Here is a 17,818-nt window from a genome sequence, read left to right on the forward strand (position 1 = left end):
CGCCATGCACGTGAACATCGACGCCCGCGGTGGGCAGCACTGCGAGACGACGGCGCTGGCGGTCCTGCTGCGGCACCAGGGACTCGACCTGTCCGAGCCGATGCTCTTCGGCCTCGGCTCCGGACTGTCCTTTGTGTACTGGGACAGCAAGAGTCTCGGCTTCCCCTTCCTCGGGGGCCGCGTCAAACCCTTCGAGCTCACCAGGAACCTGGCCGCCAGGCTCGGGCTGGAGTTGCTGGTCCAGGAGACCACTTCGGCCCGCAAGGCGTGGCAGAACGTGGTGGGTCCGCTCGACGCCGGGCACCCCGTCGGGCTGCAGCTCGACAGCTTCCACCTCGAGTACTTCGGGTCCCAGGTGCACTTCGGGGGTCACGTCGTGGCCATGTACGGCTACGACGACCGCAACGCGTTCCTGGTGGACACCGAGCAGCAGGGCGGGGCGGTCTCCACCAGCCTGACCAGCCTCGCCCAGGCCAGGGCGGCACGCGGGCCGATGACCGCCAAGCACCGGTCCTTCACCGTCACCGTCCCGGAAAACCGGCCCCCGGCACACGAACAGCTCGTGCCCGCCATCACCGCCTGCGCTGAGGCCTTCCTCGATCCACCCATCGCCAACCTGGGGCACCGGGGCATCGAGAAGACCGGCAAAGTGGTACGCACTTGGCTCCAGCGGACCGACAACCCGCAGCAGGATCTACCGCAAGCCGCCTTGCTGATGGAGAAGGCGGGCACCGGCGGCGCGTTGTTCCGCAACCTCTACCGCGATTTCCTCGCCGAATGCACCGAACTGGTCGACAGCGAGCACCTGCGTTGCGGCCACCGGCTCTACGCCGAAGCGGCCACGTTGTGGACGGAGGTCGCCACGCTGATCACCAAAGCCGGCGAATCCGGTGACGAGCACTGGCTCGTGCAGGCGAGCACCCTGCTCGGCGACCTCGCCCGCGTGGAGCGCGAAGCCATGCGAGCGTTGTGCCGCATAGGGGAGTGACCCCGGGAGGAGCTGGACCGCCCCCAATGCTATGAGTGGGGCATTACTAGCATCTATTGCAAGTAATGCCCCACTCATAGCATGCGCGTGCTCCTCCCGGGGACACCGTCAGGCCTTGCGCTGCATGCTTTCCCTGGCCGGGTTGCCCTGCTCGCCGGCCTTGGGATCCTTCTCGTCCTGCTTGTCGCGGACCCCGGATTCGACGCGGTCGCCGAGGTCCTTGTCCACGTTGCGCCAGTAGTCGAAGGCACGCTGCAGCACCGGTTCGCTCACGCCGTTGAGCAGGTGACCGACGATGTTGTCGACCAGGCGCGCCCGCTCGTCGTCGTTGAGCACGTCGCGGACCATGGTGCCCGCCTGGCCCCAGTCGTCGTCCTCGGCGTGGTCGACGTAGGCCGCGCGGACCATCTCACCTTCGGCCGCCCAGCCCGCCGGGGTGCCGTAGCGCTGCAGGTCGGCGCGGGGCCCGCCCTTGGAGTTCGGCGCGTACACCGGGTCGGAGACCTTGGTGTAGCGCATGCTGCCGTCCTTGCTGTAGCTGTGCACCGGCGAGGTCGAGGCGTTGACCGGCAGCTGCTTGTAGTTCGCGCCGATGCGGTAGCGGTGCGCGTCGGCGTAGGCGAACAGCCTGCCCAGCAGCATGCGGTCCGGGCTGGCCCCGATGCCGGGCACCAGGTTGTTGGGCTCGAAGGCGGCCTGCTCGATCTCGGTGTGGTGGTCGGTCGGGTTGCGGTCCAGGGTCATCCGGCCGACCTCGTGCAGCGGGTAGTCGCCGTGCGGCCAGACCTTGGTCAGGTCGAACGGGTTGAACCGGTAGTCCTTCGCCTCGTCGAAGGGCATCACCTGCACGTACAGCGTCCAACTGGGGTGGTCGCCGCGGGCGATGGCCTCGAACAGGTCGCGGGTGTGGTAGTCGGTGTCGGCCGCGGCGAGCTGGTCGCCCTCGTGCTGGGTGAAGGTCTCCACGCCCTGGTCGGTCTTGAAGTGGTACTTGACCCAGAACCGCTCGCCCGAGGCGTTGACCCACAGGTAGGTGTGCGAGCTGTACCCGTTCATGTGCCGCCAGGTGCGCGGGATGCCGCGATCACCCATCAGCCACGTGACCTGGTGCGCCGACTCGGGGGAGAGGGTCCAGAAGTCCCACTGCATGTCGTGGTCGCGCAGGTTGTTGTCGGCGCGCCGCTTCTGCGAGCGGATGAAGTGCTGGAACTTCAACGGGTCCTTGACGAAGAAGACCGGCGTGTTGTTGCCGACCATGTCGTAGACGCCTTCGGTGGTGTAGAACTTCAGCGCGAAACCCCGCGGGTCCCGCCAGGTGTCGGGGCTGCCGCGCTCACCGGCGACGGTGGAGAAGCGGGCGACCATTTCGGTGCGGACCCCCGGCTGGAAGACCGCGGCCTTGGTGTAGCGGCTGACGTCCGCGGTCACCTCGAACCGGCCGAACGCCCCGCTGCCCTTCGCATGCGGCTGCCGTTCGGGCACGCGTTCGCGGTTGAACTGCGCCATCTGCTCGATGAGGTAGTGGTCCTGCAGCAAGATTGGACCGCCAGGGCCGAGGGTGAGCGAATGCTCGTCGCTTTCGACCGGGATACCGGCGTCGTTCGTGGTGGGCTGGTCGGTCATCGGTTCCTCTCCTCAGGGGGCGGGGGCGGCTCGGCCGGCGCACGCCGGGCACAGCCCCCAGAACACGATCTCCGCCTCGTCGACGGAGAATCCGGAGTACTCGGCGGGTTCCAGGCAGGGCGCGGCACCACGCACGCAGTCGACGTCCTCCGCGCGACCGCACCGGCGGCAGACCACGTGGTGGTGGTTGTCGCCGGTCCGCCGTTCGAAGCGGGCGGGCTGCCCGGCGAGGTCGATGCGGCGCACCAGCCCCGCCTCGCCGCAGGCGGCGAGCACGTCGTAGACGGCCTGCACCGAAATGCGGCCGAGCGCCTCGCGCGCACCGCCGACGATGGCGTCGGCGGTCGAGTGCGGGTGGTCGGCGAGCCAGCCGAGCACCGCCAAGCGGGGTCGCGTCACGCGCAGCCCGGCTTGGCGGAGTTCGGCGTCCGGTGCGGCGTGAGCCACTGCGCACCCCCTAATCTGGAACCATTCGAGTTATCCCGGGGTACCCGGGGCCTGCGTGTTCACACCTCCCCCCTTCGTGTCAGGACGGCCAGCCCCCGGCGGCCGCGGTGGCCTTGGCGAATTCGGCGAAGGTGCGCGGCGGACGGCCGAGGGCGCGCTGCACGCCGTCGGAGACGTATTCGTCGGTGCCCTTCCTCAGCGGTTCGATGACGTCGGCGAAGGCTTCGGCGTCCGCGGGCGGCAGTCCCAGCTGGACGAGTTCGGCGATGTAGGCCTCGACGGAGAGCGGCACATAGCGGATTTCCCGGCCGGTGGCCTCGGAGATCGTGGCGACCGCCTCGGTCAGCGACACCGCCCGCGGGCCGGACAACTCGTAGATCTGGCCGGAGTGGCCGTCTTCGGTGAGCGCGGCGACGACCACCGCGGCGATGTCCTCGGCGTCGACGAAGCTGGCTGCCCCTTCACCGGCGGGCAGGCGCAGTTCACCGGCGCGGATGGAGTCGGCGAAGAAACCCTCGCTGAAGTTCTGCGCGAACCAGCCCGGCCTGCTGATCGTCCACTCCAGACCGCTCTCGCGCACGGCCGCCTCGCTGTCGACGAGACCGTCCAGCATTCCGGTGCTGTCCTTGGCGTAGTTCGGATTGTCGATGCCGCGCCCCGAGGCCAGCACGACCCGCCGCACGCCGTGTGCCACCGCCCGCTCGACGAACGGGCGGACGAGCTTGGTGCCGTCCAACTGGACGAGGTAGACCGCGGATGCGCCCTCCAGCGCGGAATCCCAGGTGGCGCGGTCGTTCCAATCGAAGGGGTGTTCACCGCCTCGCGCGGCCGCGCGGACCGGGAGTCCCTTGGCGCGCAGTTGGTCGACGACCCGGCGGCCGGATTTGCCGGTCGCGCCGGTGACAAGAATCGGTTGTTCAGCCATGACCCCAGTCAACCGGGGCCGAGTGAGACGTTCCATGGCTGGAAGACTCCGGATGATGTCCGGGCGTCTACACTTTCGTCATGGACGCCGTGTCGGAGTTGCTGGCGGACGTACGGGCACGCGGAGCCGTGTTCCGGCAGACGATCATGCGCTCGCCCTGGGCGCTGCGGATGTCCAGCGGCGCTCCGCTGACGCTGGCCACGATGCTGCACGGCGAAGCGTGGATCGTGCCCGACCAGCACGAACCCGTGCGCATCGGCGTCGGCGACATCGCCGTCGTCCGCGGCGACGTGCCCTACGCGGTGGCCGACGATCCCGCCACCACGCCCGCGCTGACGGTGACCGACGCCGACTACTGCCCGGGCGCCGGCGGCCTCGAAGAGACCCGGACCTGCGGCACGCCCGCCGACGGAGCCGCGGTGCTGCTCAGCGGGGCGTTCGAGCGCCGGGGAGAACTCAGCGAACGGCTGTTGCAGGCCCTGCCCGCCGTGCTCGTGGTGCCCGCCGAGGACAGCGGGCACCCGTCGGCCGAGGTGGTGGCCGAGGAGATCACCAAGGACAGGCCGGGGCAGCAACTGGTGCTGGACCGCCTCCTGGACCTGATGCTGGTGTCCGCGCTGCGCTCGTGGTTCGACAACCCGCTCGCCGGCGCGCCGGCCTGGTGCCGTGCGATGGACGACCCGGTGGTGGGCACCGCGCTGCGGCTGATGCACGACACCCCGGCCCACCCGTGGACGGTGGCGAACCTGGCGGCCAAGGTCGGCGTGTCGCGGGCCGCGCTCGCCCGGCGGTTCACCGCGCAGATCGGCGAACCGCCGATGGCCTACCTCACGAGCTGGCGCATCGCACTGGCCGCGGACCTGCTGCGGGGAAGCGGCCACACGGTCGACACGATCGCCAGGAAGGTCGGCTACGCGAACGCGTTCGCGCTGAGCGTGGCGTTCAAGCGCCTGCGCGGCGTGCGCCCCAGCGAGCACCGGAGCCGTGTCGGACAGCACTGATGCCGGTGTCCACTTCGGACACTCGGGAATGTTGCACGGCGGGCAGGTTTCCCGTGCTCGCCTTGGCTCGAATGGGCGCTGTGCCGCGCACCGCCGATCCCTAGCGTGAGGGCCAGGGGGTGCGTGGTGACCGTGCTGCTGCTGGTGGTCGTGTTCGGCGTGCTGTGGCTGCCCGGGCTGGCGGTGGCCGCGGCGTTGCGGCGCACCGGCTGGGCGGTGCTCGGGGCCGCCCCGGCGCTCACCTTCGGCCTGGCCGGACTGGCCGGACCGGTGTTCGGCCTGCTGGGGGTGCCGTGGCGGCCGTGGGCCTGCCTCATTTTCCTGGCCGTCGTGGTGGCGGTGGCGGCCGTGGCCCGGCGGTGGCTGCCGGGTGACACGAATGCCGAGCCGGAGACCTGGCGACGCGCCGGGTTCACCGGGATCGGGGCCGCGCTGCTGGTCGCGGCCGCCGTCGGTGCCGTCGTGCTGGCGCTGGGCATGCGCGGCATGGACGCGGTGTCCCAGATCTGGGACATGAGCTTCCACGGCAACGCGATCCGCCACATCACCGACTCCGGCGACCCGGACCCGGCGGGCCTCGGCGTCATCGCCGATCGTCAGGGGGAGGCGGGCTTCTTCTACCCCAACGGGTTCCACCTGATCGGCTCGCTCGTCCACGGCATCACCGGACAGCCACCGCCGACCGTGCTCAACGGGCTGGTCGTCGCGGTGGCCACGCTGCTGGTGCCGCTGGCCACCGCCGGGTTCGCGGCGGGGCTGGGCCTGCGCGTCGGAGCGGTGGCCGCGGCCGTCGTGGTGAGCACCACCTTCAGCAACCTGCCGTACCTGCTGTGGAGCTACGGCGGTCTCTACCCGTATGCGCTGGCGTTGTGCCTCGTCGGGCCCGCGCTCGCGCTGGCGGTGCGCTGGCTCAAGGACGGTGACCCCGGCGTGCTGCCGATGGCCGTGCTCGCCGCGCTCGGGGTTCTGGTGGTGCACCCGAGCGCTGCCGTGGTCCTCGCGGTGTTCGGCATTCTGGTGGTGCTCCTGCGTGACTTCCCGTTGCGCTGGGGCAGGCTGGGGCTGCTGACCGGGTTGACCGTGCTGGTGCTGCTGCCGTTGCTGGGTGGCCTGCTGAGCGTGACCGCGCGGGTGGCGGCGTTCCAGCCGTTCTGGGCGGCGAGCAGCGACGCCGGAACCGCCGTGCTCCGGGTTTTCACGCTGGTCGGGGTGGTGCCCCAGCCCGGCGAGGCCGCGCCACCGGCGCAGTGGGTGCTGGCCGTGCTGGTCTTCGGTGGGCTGCTGTTGATGCTGCGGGTCCCGGCGTGGCGGTGGGTACCGGCCGCGGTGCTGGTGTTCGCCGCGTTGTACGTGCTGTCGGTGACCAGCGACCACCCGGTGGCCAGGTACCTGGTCGCGCCGTGGTGGAACGACAGCTTCCGGCTCGTCGCGGTCCTGCCGCTGGTCGGCGCGCTCGCCGCGGGCTACCTGCTGGACGAGGTGCGCCGCCGGGTCGGCGACTGGCGGGCGGCCGTGCTGCTGCTGGCCGGGTACCTGGGCGCGACCGGCGGTTACGTGGTCGCGAACAGCGAGCGGGTGCGCGAGGTGTACCGGCCCGGCCCGGTCACCGCGGACGTGGCCGCCGGCCTGCGGCGGCTCACCGAACTCGTACCGCCCGGCACCGGCGTGATGAACGACAACGGCGACGGCTCCACCTGGTCGTACGGGCTGGTGGGGCGCCAGACGGTCGTGCCCTACTTCGGCAACTACCCGCCCGGCTCGGACCGCGCGGTGCTGCTGGAGAAGTTCGACGAGGTGGCCACCGACCCGCGGGTCCGGGACCTGGTGCGCGAGTACGAAATCGGTTACGCCGTGGTCGCCACGCCCATGCTCTACGGCAAGGAACGCACGCCGGGCCTGCGCGAGCTGGACGGGCCCCCGTTCCGGCTGGTCTACGAGAACCCCGGGTTCCGCATCTACCAGCTCACGCCGCCGGAAACGTAAGGTCCTTGGGCCTGCCGCGGAAGAGGGCGCGCTCGAGTTCGTCGGCGGCGCGGCCGTGGCGCCGGGCCCAGCGGGCGAGCAGGTCGCAGTAGCGCTGGTAGGTCTGCGCGGACCAGTTCCCGGTCGGCAGCGACTTCCAGCCGGCGTGATCGCGCAGCGCCATGGCCACCACGCTGTCGAGGATCAGGCACGGGTGCTCGGGCGCGCCACCACCGGCGAAGTAGAGAAACTTGGTGAAGAAGGCGGGGCCGAGCCACGGGATCACGTTGCGCTGCACCGGTCGCAGAAGGGTGTAAGCCGCGGCCGGGTTGTGACGGGACAGTTCGCGGGCTTCGGTGAGCACGTCCTTGATGAGGGCCGTCTCGTCGCGGATGCTGTCGAGTCGGCGGGTGTTGTTGCGCAGGTAGTGCCCCGAGCCCCACGCCAGCGCGCGCCACAACAGGGTGAACACGTCGTCCGCGGCGGACCACACCTCGGCCCGGCTCAGCCGGTCACCGGCGGGTGGCGTGCCGGGCAGGCCGCGGGAGGTGATGGCGTGGTTCCACCACTGCGTGCGGATGGAAATGGTGTGCTGTGCCACGGCGATCGCGCGGGACTGGGCGGGGATGGCCCAGCCCGGCAAGGCCAGGTCGGTGGTCGGCATACCCATGAGTCGCGGACCGGGCACCGGCGTTACCCGCGCGGAACATGCCGTTTGGCAAGTCCCGGGCGTTCGCTCGATGCGGTGTTGAGGTGTGTCGGGGACGCGGGCCCGGTGATCTCTGCCGGACACTGCGGCGGTGATGAACACGTCGATGGAGGATGCCGGGCGTTGCCTGCTGTCCGTGGCCTGGAACATGCGCGGTGGGCACTCGGCCGAGTACAGCCGGAGCGAGGAGATCCGGGACCACCTGCGGCTCGTGTGCCGATCCACCGGGCACGCCGCCTGCGCCTGGGCACGCACCCACGGCGACGGCTCGGCGGCGGACTACCTGCCGTTCCTGCAACTGGCGGACCTCGCCTACGAAATCGACACGCTGCTGCTCCTGGTCACCAGCCGCCTGGTGCCCGAAGTGGACCGCGACCTGCGGCGGTGGGACGAAATCGAGGCCCTTGTACTCCGAGCCGAGCGGCTGACCGAACACACCACCCACTTCCTCGGCCACTCCCTCACCGCCCCCTGCTGAGCCCCCGCCCTGGCTCGTGACATCGGCAGAGTCGAGATGGCCGACCGGTGACACGAATGTGGCTTTGGGGGCCGAATCCGCCCCGAAAGCCACATTCGTGTCGCGGCTGGGGTCGTGGGGGCGACGTCGCGACCCTGCGGCAGTCGACGAGGTGGGCGCGCCGTGAATGTGGCTTTCACGGCGGAATATGCCGTGAAAGCCACATTCACGGCATGGCCCGGGCCACTCAATCAGAACGACAGGCGTCGGTCGTTGAGGGCGTGGTTGTGCGGCGAGAGCCATTTGTTGCGGCTCAGGCTCAGGTCCAGGTCGGCGATGGGGCCCTGCGGCCAGCCGTCGGCGGTGATGGTGGTGCTGCCTCCGGTCCAGGTGATGTCCCGTTCGGTGCCGCTGCGGTCGCAGATGGCGAAGCACAGGCGGTTCGTGCGGGCGGCGGCCATGGCGATGACGGTTTCCGGCGGGTGTTCGCCGTCGGGCCGGTCCACCAGCGGCCAGTTGACCGGCGCGGCGATCAGTTCGGCGCCCCGTTCCGCGAGATTCCTGGTCACCTCCGGGAATTCCAGGTCGTAGCAGATCAGCAGCCCGATCCGGCCGTGTCCCGTGTGGACGATCGGTGGTGCCGAGTCACCGGGGCGGAAGAGCAGCTTCTCCCGGTCCCACAGGTGGGTTTTCCGATACACCGCCAGCACACCGCTCGCGTCGACCATCGCCGCGCTGTTGTAGAGCTCGCCGTCGTCGCCCAGTTCGGCGAAGCCGCCGACGACCACCGCCGGGCCGGCCGCGCGCGACCAGTCGGCGAACAGGGGGTCGTCGGCGGCGATACCGGCGGCGCGGGCTTCGGCGACGTCGGTGAAGGCGTAGCCGCAGGTGGCCAGTTCCGGCAGCACGACCACCTGCGCGCCCGCCGCCACCGCCGAGCCGATCGCCGTGAGGACGCGTCGCCGGTTGCCGTCGTGGTCGCCGATGACCGGGGCCACCGGCGCGCAGTGCACGACCGTCACGTCAGCCGCGGCGGCGGGTCGTCCCGCAGCAGCTGGGCCAGCACGTCGAACTCGTTGAACAGGTTCCACTCCTCGACGATGCGCCCGTTGACGAAGTACAGCTGCGCGATCCCCCACAGGTAGGCCCGGCGCCCGGTCGGCCGCCCGTACAGGCCGTACCCGCGGTGCGTCCCGGTGCCCGACCAGCGCACGGACGCGCTGAACCCGTCGGCCGGGTTGCCCTGCCAGTAGACCTCGTCCACCCGCACCCCGAGGTCGGGGAAGGTGGCCAGCAGGTTCCTGGCCTGGGCACGCACGTCACCGCGGCCGTGGCCGGTGCGGTTGGTGGTGCCGTGCCAGCGCACCGACGGGTCGTAGGCCCGGTCGATCGCGGTGAGGTCCCGGCGGTTGTAGGTGTCGTGGAACAGCGCGCGCACCAGGTGCTCGATGTCGGCCTCGTCCGCGGCCGGGTAGAGCGCGGGCTTGCGGCCGCCGGTCAGCCGGTCGGGTTCGGTGCTGACGCGGTCGGTCAACGGCACGAAGGCGGCGTCGTTGCCGAAGGCGCGCGCGGCGGCGGGCACGTCGAGCCCGAGTTGCTGCAGCTTCGCGGCGAGGTTGTAGAGGACCCACTCCTCGTAGATCTCGTTCTCGCGCACCACGCAGTTGGCGATGACCCAGGTGTGCAGCCGCTTGCCGGTCGGCGGGCTCCACCGCCACGGCCCGGTGTGGTGGCCGATGTTGATCGCCCGGTGCGAGGTCACGAAACCCTCGTCCTCGTTGCCAGCCCAGATCACGTCGTCGGCGTAGTGGCGGCAGTCGGGGAAGGCGTTGATGCTCTGCATCGTGCCGCTGACCAGCTGCTCCACCCCGAAGGCGGGCCCGCTGTCGTCGTAGAGGCGGCAGCCGGGGCTGTAGGTGTCGTAGATGTAGCCCACGTCCTGGTCTTCCCAGATGCGGTGGGTGATCCGGACGATGTAGTCGACGATGTCGGTGTAGGTGTCCTCGAACCCGCGCATCGGCTGGCGGCGGGTGCCGGGCGTGCGGTTGGGCGCGTCCGCGCCGTAGCCGGGGCGCAGGGAGATCTCGAAATCGGCGGGCATGGTGCGCTTGCCGGGCGCCATCGCGCCGCCGGGACTCCCCGTGCCGCTCGCCTTGGTCTCTTCGGTCATCACTCGCCTCCCTGGTACGCGCCGATGCGCAGGGTCGCGGTCGCGCGGTGCGCGGCCATGCCCTCGTAGCTGGAGATCACGTCCACCGCGCCGGCCAGTTCCGGCGTGGCCTCCCGGCCGACCCGCTGATAGGTCAGCGGCTTGAGGAAGCGGGACACCGACAGCCCGGCGCTGTGCTTGGCGCCGCCCGCGGTGGGCAGGACGTGGTTGGTGCCCGCCATGCCCTTGTCCGAGTAGGCCACCGTGCTCCAGCGGCCGATGAACAGCGAGCCGTAGTTGCGCAGGGTGTTGAGGTAGTAGTCGTCGTCGGCGGTCTGCAGTTCGAGGTGCTCCGGTGCCAGGTCGTCCATCAGCCGCGCGGCCACGGACTGGTCGGACGCCCACAGCACCGAGCCGTGGTCGCGCCAGGCCGGTCCGGCGATCTCGGCGGTGGCCAGGGTTTCGAGCTGGCGTTCGGCTTCCTCGATGACCGCTTCGCCCAGCCGCCGGGAGGTGGTGACCAGCGCGGCGGGGGAGTCGACCCCGTGCTCGGCCTGGCCGAGCAGGTCGGCGGCCACCAGCACCGGGTCCGCGGTCTCGTCGGCGAGCACGGCGACCTCCGAGGGCCCGGCGAGCAGGTCGATCGCCACCTTGCCGAACAGCTGCCGCTTGGCTTCGGCGACGTAGGCGTTGCCCGCGCCGACCAGCATGTCCACCGGCGGCTCGCCGAGCAGCCCGAAGGCGAGCGCGGCGAGCGCCTGCACCCCGCCGAGCACGAAGACCCGGTCGGCGCCGGACAGGCGCGCCGAGTGCAGGACCGCCGGGTCGGCGCCGCCGCCGCGGCTGGGCGGCGTGCAGGCCAGCACGGTCGGGACGCCGGCGACCTTGGCCACGCCCGCGGTCATGAACGCCCCGGCGAGCAGCGGGAACCGCCCGGCGGGCAGGTAGGCGCCGACGCTGCCGACCGGCACGTACCGCACGCCGGTGACCAGGCCGGGGGCCAGTTCGGTCTCGAAGTCGGTGAGGCGGGAGCGCTGCTGGCGGGCGAAGGCCGCGGTGCGCTCGGCGCCGAGGCTCAGCGCGTCACGCAGTTCGGGCGAGAGGCTCCGCTCGGCGCGGTCGAGGTCGGCCGTGGTCAGTTCGACGTCTTCGCGTTCGGTGCCGTCGAGTTCACGGGCGTACCGCAGCACGGCGTCCATGCCGTGGCGTTCGATCTCGCCGAGCATGGCCGAAACGCGCTCGACGACCGCGGGGTCGCGCTGGGCCGGTGGTTTGTCCACAGCGGACTTGAGCACGTGGTACGAGCCGCTGAGCTGCGTCGGGGTGGAGGGACTCAGTCGCATGCGGCGAACGCTAAGCGAATTCCGCACACAGGACAACCCATGTTGATCCCGTGCTTGCTATAGGGTGGCCCTATGACTCTGCGGCAGATGCGGGCGTTCCTGGCCGCCGCCCGGCTGGGTTCGTTCAGCGCGGCGGCCCGGGCGCTGGGGGTGGCGCAGGCTTCGGTGTCGGAGCTGATCCGCAAGCTGGAGGACGAGCACGGCGCGGCGGTGTTCAGCCGGGGACCGCGGCGGCTCGTGCTGACCGCGGCGGGCACGGCGTTGCTGCCGTTCGCCGAGCAGGCGGTGGCCGCGGCGGACGCCGGCGCGCAGGCGCTGCGCTCGGTGCGGTCGCTGCAGGGCGGGGTGGCGACGTTCGGCCTGCTGCGCAACGCGGCCTACTATCTGCTTTCGGACCTGGCCCAGCAGTTCCACGAGCGCTATCCGGACGTGCGCATCCGGCTGATCGGCCTGAACTCGGTCGAGGTCGCCGCCGCGGTCTCGGCGGGCACGGTGGAGGCCGGGCTGGTGGTGCTGCCGGTCGAGCAGGACGATCTGGTGGTCACCCCGTTGCTGCGGGACGAGGTCGTCTACGCCAGCGCCGATCCGGCGCGCGTGACCGAGCCGATCACCATCGGGCAGCTGGCCGAAGCCCGGCTGATCCTCTACGACGCCCACTACGGCTGGAAGGACCCGACCCGGCGGCAGCTGGCCGAGCGGGCGCAGCTGGCCGGGGTGCGCCTGGCGCCGTGGATCGAGGTCGAGCACGTCGAATCCGCGCTGGCGCTGACCGCGCGGGGTATCGGGGACACCATCGTCTCGCGCGCGGTGGCGACCAGCTCCAGCTGCCCGGAAGGCGTGCACACGGTCCCGTTCGCGCAGCCGCTGTTCGACACCATCGCGCTGGTGCGGCGGCGGGCGGAGGTGCTGTCCCCGGCCAGCCAGGAACTGGCGAGGCTGGCCCAGCAAATGCTGCTGGACCAGCGGCGCAGTTAGAGACGCAAGCCGGTTTCGGCGTCGAAGAGGTGCACTTCGCTGACGTCACGCAGCCCGACACGCACCGCCTGCCCCATGGCCGGGGTGGCGCGCCCGTCGACGCGCACCACGACCCGCGCGTCTCCGGCGCGGGCGTGCACGAAGGCGTCGGCACCCAGTTCCTCGACCAGTTCGACGGTGGCTTCGAAACCGGCTTCCTCGGCGCCGACCAGGCGCAGCGACTCGGGCCGGATGCCCAGTGTCACCTCATCGCGTGCCTGCCCGTGCGGCAGCGCGACGCGCAACTCGGCCAGCCGCGCGTGCCCCTGGTCGACCGGGACCGTGTGCAGGTTCATCGGCGGTGAGCCGATGAACCCGGCGACGAAGGCGTTCGCCGGGCGGGCGTAGAGCCGCGCCGGGGTGTCGACCTGTTGCAGGGCACCGTCTTTGAGCACGGCGACGCGGTGCCCCATGGTCATCGCCTCGACCTGGTCATGGGTGACGTAGACCGTGGTGGTGGCCAGCCGCTGCTGCAGGGCGGCGATGCCGGCCCGGGTCTCCACCCGCAGTTTGGCGTCCAGGTTGGACAGTGGTTCGTCCATCAGGAAGACCGCGGGCTCGCGGACGATGGCCCGGCCCATGGCCACCCGCTGGCGCTGCCCGCCCGAAAGCTGCTTGGGTTTGCGGTCCAGGTACGGGGTCAGGTCGAGCAGGCGGGCCGCCTCGGTGACCCGCTGGTCGATCTCGGCGGAGCCGGTGCGCCGCATCTGCAGCGCGAAGGCCATGTTCTGCCGCACGGTCATGTGCGGGTAGAGCGCGTAGGACTGGAACACCATCGCGATGTCGCGGTCCTTCGGCGGCAGCTGGGTGACCGCCCGGCCGCCGATGGCGACCTCACCCTCGTCGATGTCTTCGAGCCCGGCGAGCATGCGCAGCGCGGTGGTCTTGCCGGAGCCGGACGGGCCGACCAGGACCAGGAACTCGCCGTCGGCGATGTCGAGGTCGAGGCGGTCGACCGCGGCCTGGTCGCTGCCCGGGTAGCGGCGGGTGACGTGGTGGTAGGTGACCGGTGCCATGGGGACTCCTCAGCAGTCAGGCGGGTTCGTCGCCGCGGGCACGGGCGATCTGGGCGAGCACGGCGATCTCGTCGTAGACGCGCCGTTCGGCGACGATGCGCCCGTCGCGGAAGTGGAACTGGGACGAGCCCAGCACGGTGACCGGGGAACCGGTGAGCGGGCCGTGGACGGGGGTGCCGCAGTAGGTTCCGCGCAGCCACCACACCAGCGCCACGCGCACGCCACCGCGGGCGGGGTCCTCGTGCGCCACGACCTCGCGCACCTCGAACCGCGCGTCCGGCATCGGCGCCAGCAGTTCGAGCAGGCCGCGCTGGTAGCCGTCGGGCCGCACGAAGGAGCGGTGCCGGGGCAGGTACGAGGTGACGTCCCTGGCGACGTACTGCTCCACCTGGTGCAGCATCCGCTGGTTCCACACCTGCTCGACCAGTTCCAGGACCCCTTCGCACTCGCCGCGGTGCCGGTCGGGTCGCGGGCCGGTGTCCCCGGCTTCGAGCACCGGCCGCGCCGGCGGCCGGAGGGCTTCCTCGTCCCACGCGCCGAAAGCCACGCGGCGCGCGACCTCCGCGGGGTCGAGCCCGAGTTGCCGCACGACCGCCGCTTCGTCCCGCACTACCCATTCGTGCTCCATCACGCCGAGCCGGTACAGGCAGGTGGCGATGGTGTACGAGGTGAACTCGCGGAAGGTCGGCTCGGCGTAGGCGGTCGGGCCGGTGTGCCGTCCGGCGCTGAGCACCAGGTGCGAGCTGAGGAAGGCCTGCGGGCCGCGTGGTTCCCACACCACGTCGGCGGCCTGGCCGACCCGGTCGGGGAAGGCGTTGATCTTCATCAGCGTCGAGCGCACCACCTGCTCGGCCCCGCGGGTGGTGCCGTAGGCGCCGTGCACGACCGCGTCGGCCGCGTAGTTCTCCCGGATCAGGCCGATGCCGCGGCCGACCCAGATGCGGTCGGTCCACTCGGTGATGAACTCCTCGGGCCCGTCGTAGGGGGCGTAGGCGGCTTTCTCCAGTTCCACGTCGGGTCTCCTCAGCGTCGGACGAGGTCGCGGATCTCGCCGGACAGGGTCCTGAGCCGGTCCGGCACCGGCGCGCCGTGCGCCATCTCGTTGATCGCGACCTCGAGCGCGTCCTGGATCTGCGGCCAGTCGATGGTCATCGGCACGGTCCTGGCGGTGCGCAGCGAGGCTTCCTGCAGCCGGGGAAGGCCGAAGTTGGCCGCGTTCACCTCGGGGTCGAGCATGTTGGCCGTGTGCACCACGATGCTGTTGCTGGTGGCGGGATCGGCCTTGTCCAGCGCGATGTCGCGTTCGGTCTTCGGGTGGGTCACCCACTTCAGGTACTCCCACGCCGCGCCCTGGTTCTCCGAGGTGTTGAGCACGCCCATCAGCCAGGTGTAGCCGTAGGACACGGTGGTTTTGCCCGGCCAGCCCGGCATCGGGGCCACGCCGACGTCCGCGGCGACCTCCGGCTTGACCTTCTCCGGATCGCTGAAGTCGTCCATCTGCCAGGCCCAGGTGAACACCGAGGAGCTGGCGCCCTGTTCGAAGGACTGCGTGGAGTCGGTTTCCGACCAGTTGGTCGATTCCGGCGGGCTGTACCCCTTGCGCAGCAAGGACATGTACTGCTCGGTGGCCTCGATGCCCGCGGGGGTGTCGAACGCGGGTTCACCGGCGGCGTCGAACACGTCGGCGCCGTTGCTCCACAGCATGGACAGCCAGGTGTAGAGGTTCTGCCCGCCGTTGCGGCCGTACTGCCCGGCCAGCGGATTCCGTTCCAGGCCCTGCTTCAGCGCTTCGAGCCGCTGGTCCAGTTCCGCCCACGTGTTCGCGGGTGTGAGGCCGAGCCGGTCGTAGTCGCTCTTGCGGTAGAAGTAGTTGTAGGAGAAGCCGCGGAACGGGATGCCGTAGACGGTGTCGGCGTCACCGGCGCGGGCGGCCTGCTGGAACGGCGGCGGGAAGTCCGCGATCGACCGGCCGGCCTGGGCCAGCGCGTCGTCCAGCGGTTGCAGGCCGACCTTCGCCGAGGCCCCGTAGGCGTCGGGCCAGACGATGAGGTCGTAGGTGCCGCCGCCGACCGCGCTCTCGGCGACGATCTTCTGCAGGTAGGACTCGTACGGGATGTTCGCCCACTCGACCTCGATGCCGGTGCGGGCGGTGAAGTCGGCGGTGCGCCGCTGCAGCGCGGCGAACTGCGCGGCCGTCTTGCAGCAGCTGAGCAGGCGGATGCGGGTGCCGTCGTAGGGCTTGCCGGTGACCAGGCCGAGTTCGTCGACCGGCCCGGTCTTCAGCTGTGACGCCAGTTCCACCCCGGCCGGGGTGCCGGCGCAGCCGCTCAGCGCCAGCAGCGCGGTCACGGCCAGCACCCCCAGCTTGCGGATCGCGCTCATTTCACCGCTCCCATCGTCATGCCCTGGGCGAAGTGCTTGCGCACCAGCAACGACAGCGCCAGCATCGGCACCATCACCAGCAGGCCCGCCGCGGCCATCGGCCCCCACGCCACGCCTTCGGGCTGCACGAGGGTCATCAGCGCGACCGGCAGGGTGCTCGCCTCGGTCCGCGCCAGGAAGGTCGGGAAGAGGAACTCGTTCCACGACAACAGGAACGAGAACACCACGCTGACGAAGATGCCGGGCGCGGCCAGCGGGGTGATCATCCGCCACAGCAGGGTGACCTGCCCGCACCCGTCGAGCCGGGCGGCTTCCTCGATCTCGATCGGCAGCCCGTCCACGAAACCCTTGAGCAGCCAGGTGACGTAGGGGACCACCAGCGACAGGTTCACCACGATCAGCGAAAGGTGCGTGTCGATCAGGCCGAGCGCGCGGAACAGGGTGAGGAACGGCAGGGCGATCGCCACGCCGGGGATGAACTGCGTGGCCACGATCGCCAGCAGCATCGCCCGGTGGCCGGGGAAGCGGAACCGGGAGAAGGCATAGGCCGCGAGCAGCGCCAGGGGGATCGAGATCAGCGTCGTGGCCACCGCGATCAGCACGCTGTTGACCAGCGACCTGCTCAGATCGCTGGCGCCGCCGAGGATTTCGGCGAAGTTGTCCATGGTGGGCGCGAAGACCACCGAGGTGGAGAACACCTCCGACGCGGGCTTGAACGCGGTCAGCGCCAGCCACAGCACCGGGAACAGGACGAAGAACAGGATGGCCAGCGTGGCCAGTGTCCGCAGCGTCCGGCCCGCCCGCTGCCACGGCGTCACGCGCCGGGCGCGCACGGGCGCGGCGGGTGCCGGGGGAGCGGGGCGCACCGCGCGCTCGGTGAGGTCGGTCATTTCGCCTCCTGCCGGGTCATGGAGATCAGGTACAGCGCCGCCAGCACGCCCAGCACGAGCACGATGATCCAGGAGATCGCCGAGGCGTAGCCGATGTCGAGGAAGGAGAAACCCTGGGCGTAGGCGAAGAAGTTGAGTGTTTCGGTGGCCCGGCCGGGGCCGCCGCCGGTGGTGGTGAGCACCTGGTCGAACACCTTCACCGAGAACACCGCCTTGAGGAAGACGATGATCAGCAGCAGCGGGCGCAGCAGCGGGAAGGTCACCCGCCAGAACTCCTGCCACGGCGAGGCGCCGTCCACCCTGGCCGCGTCGCGGACCTCCGGGGAGATCGAGCCGAGCCCGCCGAGCAGCATCAGCCCGATCAGCGGGGCCCAGCCCCACACCTCGGTCATCGCCAGCACCATCAGCGCCCAGAACGGGTCCCCGAGCCAGTTGACGTCGTCGGTGAACGGCAGGACCACGCCGAGCATGTGGTCGTAGACGCCGTATTCGGGGTTGAACATGAACCGCCAGGAGAAGCCCTTGAGCGCCGGCGCCACCGCGAACGGCAGGATCAGCAGCGCCTTGGTCAGCGCGCTGAGCCTGCCCGGCCGGTTGAGCACCAGTGCGATGAGCAGGCCGATGCCGACCGAGAGCACCACGGAGATCACCGTGTACTGCAGGGTGACCCAGGCGCTGTTGTAGAAGGTCGCGTCGGTGAACGCCCGCTGGTACTGCTCCAGGCCGACGAACTCGCCGGGCTCCCTGGTCTCGTTCAGCCGCCAGTGCCGGAAACTGGTGATCAGCGCCGACGCCAGCGGGTACACCGTGGTGAGCACGATGGCGATCAGCGCGGGTGCCAGGTGCAGGTAGGCGACCGCGTGCCGGCGCCGGCGCGGCGGGCTTGTCGTTGTCGTCACGGGTGCACTCCTC

General features: G+C 70.9%; 17 protein-coding genes. 5 read left to right on the top strand and 12 right to left on the bottom strand.

Features of this window, described 5'->3' with window-relative positions; all coding sequences use genetic code 11:
* Nucleotides 1–4 precede the first annotated feature (4 nt).
* Nucleotides 5–988 carry a BtrH N-terminal domain-containing protein gene (locus JOM49_RS27490; protein ID WP_245369499.1) on the top strand — a complete coding sequence of 328 codons (984 nt, stop codon included), beginning with the start codon at nt 5–7 and terminating at the stop codon, nt 986–988.
* Nucleotides 989–1,096: 108 nt separating this feature from the next.
* On the opposite strand, the gene JOM49_RS27495 is transcribed toward JOM49_RS27490, so the two are convergent.
* From JOM49_RS27495 to JOM49_RS27505, 3 genes are all read right to left on the bottom strand, one after another.
* Nucleotides 1,097–2,611: a catalase gene (locus tag JOM49_RS27495; RefSeq protein WP_209667101.1), complete on the bottom strand. Its 1,515-nt coding sequence runs from the start codon at nt 2,609–2,611 to the stop codon at nt 1,097–1,099.
* Nucleotides 2,612–2,623: 12 nt separating this feature from the next.
* Nucleotides 2,624–3,058 carry a Fur family transcriptional regulator gene (locus JOM49_RS27500; RefSeq protein ID WP_209667102.1) on the bottom strand — a complete coding sequence of 145 codons (435 nt, stop codon included), beginning with the start codon at nt 3,056–3,058 and terminating at the stop codon, nt 2,624–2,626.
* 79 nt (nt 3,059–3,137) lie between these two features.
* A complete protein-coding gene (locus JOM49_RS27505; protein WP_209667103.1) occupies nt 3,138–3,983 on the bottom strand; it encodes an SDR family oxidoreductase in 846 nt (281 codons plus the stop codon).
* Nucleotides 3,984–4,063: 80 nt separating this feature from the next.
* Between JOM49_RS27505 and JOM49_RS27510 the strand changes: the two genes are divergently transcribed.
* A complete protein-coding gene (locus JOM49_RS27510; RefSeq protein ID WP_209667104.1) occupies nt 4,064–4,984 on the top strand; it encodes an AraC family transcriptional regulator in 921 nt (306 codons plus the stop codon).
* Nucleotides 4,985–5,110: 126 nt separating this feature from the next.
* Nucleotides 5,111–6,967 (top strand): DUF6541 family protein, encoded by a 1,857-nt coding sequence (locus JOM49_RS27515; RefSeq protein ID WP_209667105.1) that lies wholly within the window; start codon nt 5,111–5,113, stop codon nt 6,965–6,967.
* Here the strand turns inward: JOM49_RS27515 and JOM49_RS27520 are convergent.
* A complete protein-coding gene (locus JOM49_RS27520) occupies nt 6,948–7,610 on the bottom strand; it encodes an 8-oxoguanine DNA glycosylase OGG fold protein (RefSeq protein ID WP_209667106.1) in 663 nt (220 codons plus the stop codon). The genes JOM49_RS27515 and JOM49_RS27520 overlap by 20 nt on opposite strands.
* 139 nt (nt 7,611–7,749) lie before the next feature.
* Here JOM49_RS27520 and JOM49_RS27525 point away from each other — a divergent pair, with 139 nt between their 5' ends.
* On the top strand, nt 7,750–8,133 hold the full coding sequence (locus JOM49_RS27525) for a hypothetical protein (protein WP_209667107.1): 384 nt from the start codon (nt 7,750–7,752) through the stop codon (nt 8,131–8,133).
* 230 nt (nt 8,134–8,363) lie between these two features.
* On the opposite strand, the gene JOM49_RS27530 is transcribed toward JOM49_RS27525, so the two are convergent.
* From JOM49_RS27530 to hisD, 3 genes are read right to left on the bottom strand one after another with little or no spacing between them, the layout of a single operon-like run.
* Nucleotides 8,364–9,134: a nitrilase-related carbon-nitrogen hydrolase gene (locus JOM49_RS27530; RefSeq protein WP_209667108.1), complete on the bottom strand. Its 771-nt coding sequence runs from the start codon at nt 9,132–9,134 to the stop codon at nt 8,364–8,366.
* Nucleotides 9,131–10,282 carry an ester cyclase gene (locus JOM49_RS27535; protein WP_209667109.1) on the bottom strand — a complete coding sequence of 384 codons (1,152 nt, stop codon included), beginning with the start codon at nt 10,280–10,282 and terminating at the stop codon, nt 9,131–9,133. Before JOM49_RS27535 ends, JOM49_RS27530 begins: the two co-directional genes overlap by 4 nt.
* Nucleotides 10,282–11,604, bottom strand: a complete 1,323-nt coding sequence (gene hisD / locus JOM49_RS27540; protein ID WP_209667110.1) for a histidinol dehydrogenase — start codon at nt 11,602–11,604, stop codon at nt 10,282–10,284. The genes JOM49_RS27535 and hisD overlap by 1 nt, the downstream gene beginning before the upstream one ends.
* 72 nt (nt 11,605–11,676) lie before the next feature.
* On the opposite strand from hisD, the gene JOM49_RS27545 reads away from it, so the two are divergent.
* Nucleotides 11,677–12,579 carry a LysR family transcriptional regulator gene (locus tag JOM49_RS27545; RefSeq protein ID WP_209667111.1) on the top strand — a complete coding sequence of 301 codons (903 nt, stop codon included), beginning with the start codon at nt 11,677–11,679 and terminating at the stop codon, nt 12,577–12,579.
* Here the strand turns inward: JOM49_RS27545 and JOM49_RS27550 are convergent.
* The 5 genes from JOM49_RS27550 to JOM49_RS43365 are packed head-to-tail and all read right to left on the bottom strand — an operon-like array spanning nt 12,576 to nt 17,805.
* Nucleotides 12,576–13,634: an ABC transporter ATP-binding protein gene (locus JOM49_RS27550; RefSeq protein ID WP_209667112.1), complete on the bottom strand. Its 1,059-nt coding sequence runs from the start codon at nt 13,632–13,634 to the stop codon at nt 12,576–12,578. The two genes, JOM49_RS27545 and JOM49_RS27550, sit on opposite strands and share 4 nt — an antisense overlap.
* A 16-nt stretch (nt 13,635–13,650) precedes the next feature.
* Nucleotides 13,651–14,646, bottom strand: a complete 996-nt coding sequence (locus JOM49_RS27555; protein ID WP_209667113.1) for a nuclear transport factor 2 family protein — start codon at nt 14,644–14,646, stop codon at nt 13,651–13,653.
* Between the two features lie 11 nt (nt 14,647–14,657).
* Nucleotides 14,658–16,016: an ABC transporter substrate-binding protein gene (locus JOM49_RS27560; protein ID WP_209667114.1), complete on the bottom strand. Its 1,359-nt coding sequence runs from the start codon at nt 16,014–16,016 to the stop codon at nt 14,658–14,660.
* Nucleotides 16,013–16,906 carry a carbohydrate ABC transporter permease gene (locus tag JOM49_RS27565; protein ID WP_209667115.1) on the bottom strand — a complete coding sequence of 298 codons (894 nt, stop codon included), beginning with the start codon at nt 16,904–16,906 and terminating at the stop codon, nt 16,013–16,015. The genes JOM49_RS27560 and JOM49_RS27565 overlap by 4 nt, the downstream gene beginning before the upstream one ends.
* A complete protein-coding gene (locus JOM49_RS43365) occupies nt 16,903–17,805 on the bottom strand; it encodes a carbohydrate ABC transporter permease (RefSeq protein WP_209667116.1) in 903 nt (300 codons plus the stop codon). The genes JOM49_RS27565 and JOM49_RS43365 overlap by 4 nt, the downstream gene beginning before the upstream one ends.
* Between the last annotated feature and the right edge of the window lie 13 nt (nt 17,806–17,818).

It is taken from the genome of Amycolatopsis magusensis, assembly GCF_017875555.1.
Taxonomy (GTDB): domain Bacteria; phylum Actinomycetota; class Actinomycetes; order Mycobacteriales; family Pseudonocardiaceae; genus Amycolatopsis; species Amycolatopsis magusensis.